A 6,232-nucleotide genomic window follows, 5' to 3' on the forward strand; every position below is an offset into this window, starting at 1 on the left:
CCACCGAGGAGCGCTGCGCTGATGACCTTCTTGCAAACCGAGCGCCTGGTGCTGCGCTGCTTCGACGAAGGTGACGCGGCCTTCATTCATGAGCTGCTCAACGACCCAGGCTGGCTGCGCCACATCGGGGATCGCGGGATACAAAGCAACGACGATGCGCGCCAGTGGATCGCCACGCGTCTGGTCGACGGCTACCAACGCCAGGGCTATGGTTTCTGGGCGGTGCTGCGCCGCGACGACCCACAGCCCATCGGCCTGTGCGGCTTCATCAAGCGTGACACCTTGCCCGAGGTTGACGTGGGCTATGCGTTCCTGCCGGCTTACCGTGGCCTGGGCTACGCGGTGGAAGCGGTGCTGGGCTGCCTGCAGCATGGGCAGGAGGTATTGGGTTTCAAGCGCGTGCTGGCCATCACCTCGCCCGACAACATTGCCTCGCAGCGCCTGCTCGTGCACGCCGGCATGCGGCTGGAAGACCGCCGTGCGTTGGCTGGTGAAACGCGTGAGACCTGGGTCTACGCCTGGGGCGACGAAGCCTCCCCAGGCTGAGCCCTCACACGTTGCTGGTGGCCCGCACTTCAGCCAGGCTGGTCACACCCTGCAGCACCTTCTCGATGCCGTCTTGGCGCAGCGTGCGCATGCCTTCGAGCATGGCGGTGCGCTGCAACTCTTCGGCGCGTGAGCCGGTCTGGATCAGCCGGCGCACCTCGCGTGACACGACCATCAGCTCATGCAGGCCGGCGCGGCCACGGTGGCCGGTCTGGCCGCAGTGGTCGCAGCCGGGGCTGTGGTGCATGCGCAGCGCGCCTTGCGAGCCGAAGCGCGTGGTCCAGTCGGCGTGCAGCGTGTCGCGTTTGAAGTCGGGGTGCTCGCTCGGGCACACGTGCAGGTAGTCGTCGAGCAGCTCGTTCACCTCGTCTTCGGTCGCCAGGCGTGACTGGCGGCAGTGGTTGCACAGGCGGCGCACCAGGCGCTGGGCGAGCACGCACAAGAGCGAGTCGGCAAAGTTGAACGGGTCCATGCCCATGTCGAGCAGGCGCGTCACGGTCTCGGGTGCGCTGTTGGTGTGCAATGTGCTCAGCACCAGGTGGCCGGTGAGCGAGGCTTCGACACCCATCTGCGCGGTCTCTTCGTCGCGCATTTCGCCGACCATGATCACGTCGGGGTCGGCGCGCAGGAAGGCGCGCAGCGCTTTCGCAAACGTCCAATCGATCTTCGGGTTGACCTGCACCTGGCGCAGGCCGGGTTGGGTGATTTCAATCGGGTCTTCGGCCGTCCAGATCTTGCGTTCGGGCACGTTGATGTGGCTCAGTGCCGAGTGCAGCGTGGTGGTCTTGCCCGAGCCCGTGGGGCCCACACACAGCACCAGGCCGTAGGGGCGTTCCATCGCCTCTTTCAGGTGCTTGATGTTGTACGGCGAGAGCCCCAGGTTGTCGACCGGAATGGGCTTGGCCGAGGCCAAGATGCGCATCACCACGTCTTCGAGGCTGTTGTTGGTCGGGATGGTGGCCACGCGCAGCTCGATCTTGTGCTGCGGCGAAAACTTGGCAAAGTTGATCTTGCCGTCTTGGGGCTTGCGGCGCTCGGAGATGTCGAGGTCGCACATGATCTTGATGCGCGCGATCATGGCGTTGCGGTAGTTGGGCGGCAGCTCCAGGTGGGTGCGCAGCAGGCCGTCTTTGCGAAAGCGCACCTTGATTTTGTCGCGCCCCGGGTAGCTCTCGATGTGGATGTCTGACACGCCGTCTTTGTGCGCGTCGATGATCATGTTGTTGATCAGCTTCACCAGCGAATTGTCAGACTGCTCGATCTGGCGGTCGTCTTCCACCGAGAAGGCATCGTTGTCTTCCTTCTCCAAGGTTTCGACCAGCTTGTCGGTGTCATGCAGCTCAAAAGGAATCGGGTCGGCCGCGTTGACTGCGTTGAACTTCTGAATGCTAGCGGCGCCAATTTTCTCGTAGGCCTTGAAGAGCACGTCTTCCAGGCTGGCGCACTGGGCCAGCACGGCCACGCACTTCACCTGCGTGATGAACTCGATCTCGTCGACGATGGCGCGGCGGCGCACAGGGTCGTCCATCGCGATCACCAGGCGGCCCTCGCGGATCATCAGCGGCATCACTTGCACACGCACTGCCACCGAATAGGGCAGCTTGCGTATGGCGTCGTCTTCGAAGGGGAAGGCCTCAAGGTTGACCAGCGGGTAGCCCATCTTGCGGGCCAAGGCCGTTTGCAGGTCTTCGCGCGAGACGATGCCCATGCGCACCAGCAGCTCGCCCAACGGCACGCTGCGGTCTTGCTGTTGTTGGCCTAGCGCGTCTTGCAGCTGCTCGTTGGTGACCATGCCCAGCGAGGTGAGGGCTTCGCCTATGCGCACCATGGGCATGCGCGCCTGTTTTTCGATGGCGGCGAGCAACTGCTCAGGCGTGACCACCTGGCGCAGCAGCAAGATGTCGCCCAGCTTCTGGTCGCGCATCTGTTTCTGCACCCCGGCCGCCTGCTCGATTTGCTGGGGCGTGGCGGCGTTTTGCTGCACCAGCAGCTCGCCGATGCGCGGGCCGATCTCGTACGACGTGTAGCCGCCGCGGGGCACGAACAGGCGCTGCACCGCGCCCTTGTCGTCGACCGGCGGGAAGAGGAAGAGGCCGTGTGCGTTTTCAACGTGGCCGATGGTGTTGCCCTCCATCTGCGCGCCTTCGGGCAGCACCACGCGGTAGCTGCTGCGCGGGCGCTGCTCCAGCATCAGCGCGTGCTTCTCGTGGGTGAGCAAGGTGGTGGTGATGGGCTTGAGCGGCTCCATCACGCGCAGCGAGCGAAACTGGTTGAAGCGCAGCGGCATGGTGGTGCGCGCGGGCGGCACCTGCACGTGGGCCAGCTGGTCTTCGGGCACGAAGAAGATCAGGCGGCCGGCGACGGCCTTGCCGTTGGTGCCGACGAACTCGCAGCCTTGAGCCTGGCTTTGCTCCACCGCATCGGGGTAGGCCGCGAAGGGGGGCGTGGGCCAGTGGAAGGGGGCGTGGCGGGTTTTCTCGACCGGCTCGACGCGCAGCAATTGCGCCGCGGCATCGGTGGCGAAATCCATGTTCACGAAATCGGACAGATCAGACATGATTTTTCCCTGGGCGCGGGGGGCGCACGCGTGGCGAAGCGCGGAACGCTTTTCCGCGGGTTCATGGTAGGGAGGCACTCTTTGGCGGATGGCCCGAATTGCAGGGCCATGGCGGGCCTGTTCAGGCCTTCATGTGCAGGGGCAGGAAGGTGACGATCTGCGGGAAGAAGTACAGCAGCAGCACGGTCACCACCATCAAGCCGAAAAAGGGCAGCGTGGAACGGGCGATGTAGCCGATGTCGCGACCGCTCATGCCCTGAAGCACGAAGAGGTTGAAGCCCACCGGGGGCGTCACCTGGGCCATCTCGACCACCACCACGACGAAGACGCCGAACCACAACGGGTCGATGCCGGCCTTCTGGATGGTGGGCAAGATCACGCCGATGGTGAGCACCACCATCGAGATGCCGTCGAGGAAACACCCCAGCAGCACGTAGAACAGGGTGAGTGCGACGATCAGCTGGAACTTCGACAGCCCCAGCGAGCCTATCCATTCGGCCAGATGACGGGGCAGACCGATGTAGCCCATGGCCAGCGTGAGAAATGCGGCCCCCGCGAGGATGAGCGCGATCATGCAGTACAGGCGGGTGCCGCCCATCAACGCCTCTTTGAAGGTCTGCCAGGTGAGGGAGCCTTGCACGGCCGAGATGATGAGCGAGCCCAGCACGCCCAGTGCCGCCGCCTCGGTGGCGGTGGCCACGCCGCTGTAGATGGAGCCCAGCACCGCGGCGATCAGCAGCACCACCGGGAGCAGGCCGCGCGAGGCCTGCAGTTTTTCACGCAGGCTGGTGGCGGGGTCGGCCGGTGGCACGAGGTGAGGGTGGCGCAGCGCCCACAGCGCGATGTAGCCCGAGAAAATGGCCGCAAGCAGCAGGCCCGGCAGCACGCCGGCAATGAAGAGCTGCGAGATCGACACATCGGCCGACACACCGTAGACGATCATGATGATCGAGGGCGGGATCAACAGCCCCAGCGTGCCCGCGCCGGCCAGCGAACCCAGCGAGATGGCGTCGGGGTAGCCACGCCGCCTGAGCTCGGGCAGGCTCATTTTGCCGATGGTGGCGCAGGTGGCGGCGCTGGAGCCCGACACCGCCGCGAAGATCACGCAGCCCACCACGTTCACATGCAGCAAGCGCCCGGGCAGGCGCTGCACCCACGGGGCCAGGCCGCGGAACATGTCTTGGCTCAGACGTGTGCGAAACAAGATCTCGCCCATCCAGATGAAGAGGGGCAGGGCGGTGAGTGTCCAGCTCGACGCCGCGCCCCAGATGGTGACGGCCATGGCGTCACCGGCGGGGCGAGAGCTGAAGAGCTGCATGCCTATCCAGGCCACGCCGGAGAGCGTGAGCCCTATCCACACGCCGCTGCCGAGTATGAGAAACAGCGAGACGATCAGCAGCGCGGTGATGGCCAGGTCATTCATTGCGCAGCGCTTCTTCGAGGCTGACGTGTTGGCGCAGGCCGCGCAGCTCTAGCACCAACTCGTCGATGAAGGCGATGGCCAGCACCACAGTGCCGACCACCATGCCGATCTGGGGTATCCACAGGGGCGTGGCGTCGATGCCGGTGGAGATGTCGTTGAACACCCGAGACTGCCAGGCGAGTTTGCAGCTGTAGCCCGCGAAGAGCAGCGCCAGCAGGCTCGCTGCGGCAAGCGCCCAGATCTCCAGTGCGCGCCGCCAGCGGCCTTGCAACCCGCCCAATAGCAGGGTGACGCGGATGTGCTCGCCGCGCTTGAGCGTGTGGGCCAGTGCCAGAAAGCCCGCCCCGGCCATCAGGTAGCCGGCGTAGCCATCGGTGCCGGGCACGTTGACGTGCAGCTGCCGGCTGACGATAGAGGTGAGCACCATCAGCAGCAGCCCCAGCATGCACACGCCGGCGAGCGCGCCGCTCGCGCCATAGAGCGCGTCGAGCGTGCGGCGCAGGGCGGTGGGCGGGGGCGAGCCGGGTGTGGCCACCGCTTACTTGCCGCTCATTTGCGGAAGGCGTCGACGATGGCCTGGCCGTCAGGCCCGGCTTTTTGCAGCCACTCTTGCAGCATGGTGTCACCCACCATTTTCATGTCGGACTTCAGCTGGGCCGAAGGCGTCGCGATGGTCATGCCGTTTTTCTTGAGCAGATCGAGGTACTCGGTGTTCTTGGCACGCGAGACCACCCAGCCGCGCGTCTCGGCGTCGGCCGCGGCCTTTAGCAGCGCGGCCTGTGCAGGCTTGTCGAGTGCATTGAATGCCGCCTTGTTGACCAGCACGGCGTTCTTGGGCAACCAAGCCTGGGTGTCGGTGAAGTACTTCAGGTGCTCGTAGGTCTTGGTGTCGTATCCGGTGGAGCCCGACGACATGTACGCCTCGATCACACCCGTGGCCATGGCCTGCGAGAGTTCAGCGGCTTGCACCGTGACGGGCTGCGCGCCCAGCAGCTCGGCAATGCGCGAGGTGGCCGGGCTGTAGGCGCGCCACTTCACGCCCTTGAGGTCGGCCGCCGAGTTGATGGGCTTCTTGCTGTAGATGCCCTGCGGCGGCCACGCCACGGCGTACAGCAGCATCAGGCCCTGCTCGGCGAGCTTCTTCTCGAGCACCGGCTTTTGCGCCTTGTAGAGCTTGCCCGACTCGTCGTAGCTGTCGGCCAGGAAGGGCAGGCCGTCGGCGCCGAAGATCTGCCATTCGTTCTGGTAGTTCACCAGCAGGATCTCGCCGATCTGCGCCTGGCCCTGCTGCACGGCCCGCTTGATCTCCGGTGCCTTGTACAGCGAGGCGTTGGCGTGCACGGTGATCTTCAGCTTGCCGCCGGTGGCCTTGTCGACGTCGTCGGCGAACTTGATCAGATTTTCGGAGTGGAAGTTGGTGGCTGGGTAAGCGGCGGGCAGGTCCCACTTGGTCTGCGCAAAAGCATTCCCGCCCAAGGCCAGGGCAGCGGCAATCAAGGCATATTTGAATTTCATGGGCACTCCGTGACAATCGTAGGATGAAAGATCAGAGGATAAGTGCAAGTATCGCGCCAGCGCCACCGGTATTTCCCCCGGGAACGCGTGCTCGGCTGGGCGTGCTGATGCTCGATACGCGATTCCCCCGCCCGACAGGTGACGTGGGACACCCGCATTCCTGGGCAGTGCCAATCCGCATGAAGGTGGTC

Annotated in this window: 5 protein-coding genes; 1 reads left to right on the forward strand and 4 read right to left on the reverse strand. The window is 65.0% G+C overall.

Translation table 11 applies throughout. The features are described from left to right. The first annotated feature begins 21 nt into the window (after positions 1 to 21). A complete protein-coding gene (locus tag AC30QB_RS23100) occupies positions 22 to 546 on the forward strand; it encodes a GNAT family N-acetyltransferase (RefSeq protein ID WP_489548632.1) in 525 nt (174 codons plus the stop codon). A gap of 4 nt (positions 547 to 550) precedes the next feature. Here the strand turns inward: AC30QB_RS23100 and AC30QB_RS23105 are convergent, their stop codons facing one another. The 4 genes from AC30QB_RS23105 to AC30QB_RS23120 form a co-directional block, all read right to left on the reverse strand. Beyond that, positions 551 to 3,103 carry a GspE/PulE family protein gene (locus AC30QB_RS23105; protein ID WP_489548633.1) on the reverse strand — a complete coding sequence of 851 codons (2,553 nt, stop codon included), beginning with the start codon at positions 3,101 to 3,103 and terminating at the stop codon, positions 551 to 553. A 121-nt stretch (positions 3,104 to 3,224) separates the two neighbouring features. Next, positions 3,225 to 4,526: a TRAP transporter large permease gene (locus AC30QB_RS23110; protein ID WP_489548634.1), complete on the reverse strand. Its 1,302-nt coding sequence runs from the start codon at positions 4,524 to 4,526 to the stop codon at positions 3,225 to 3,227. Next, entirely contained in the window at positions 4,519 to 5,028 is a 510-nt protein-coding gene (locus tag AC30QB_RS23115) for a TRAP transporter small permease (RefSeq protein WP_489548637.1), read from the reverse strand. Before AC30QB_RS23115 ends, AC30QB_RS23110 begins: the two co-directional genes overlap by 8 nt. A gap of 47 nt (positions 5,029 to 5,075) precedes the next feature. Further along, complete coding sequence (locus AC30QB_RS23120) at positions 5,076 to 6,041, reverse strand: TRAP transporter substrate-binding protein (protein ID WP_489548635.1); 966 nt, start codon at positions 6,039 to 6,041, stop codon at positions 5,076 to 5,078. Between the last annotated feature and the right edge of the window lie 191 nt (positions 6,042 to 6,232).

Source organism: Rhizobacter sp., from assembly GCF_046595475.1.
Lineage (GTDB): Bacteria > Pseudomonadota > Gammaproteobacteria > Burkholderiales > Burkholderiaceae_C > Rhizobacter.

Excerpts from the sequence above, each read along its gene's own strand:
- AC30QB_RS23105 (WP_489548633.1), bottom strand. The coding sequence starts at position 3,103 with ATGTCTGATCTGTCCGATTTCGTGAACATGGATTTCGCCACCGATGCC.
- AC30QB_RS23100 (WP_489548632.1), top strand. The coding sequence starts at position 22 with ATGACCTTCTTGCAAACCGAGCGCCTGGTGCTGCGCTGCTTCGACGAA.
- AC30QB_RS23120 (WP_489548635.1), bottom strand. The coding sequence starts at position 6,041 with ATGAAATTCAAATATGCCTTGATTGCCGCTGCCCTGGCCTTGGGCGGG.
- AC30QB_RS23110 (WP_489548634.1), bottom strand. The coding sequence starts at position 4,526 with ATGAATGACCTGGCCATCACCGCGCTGCTGATCGTCTCGCTGTTTCTC.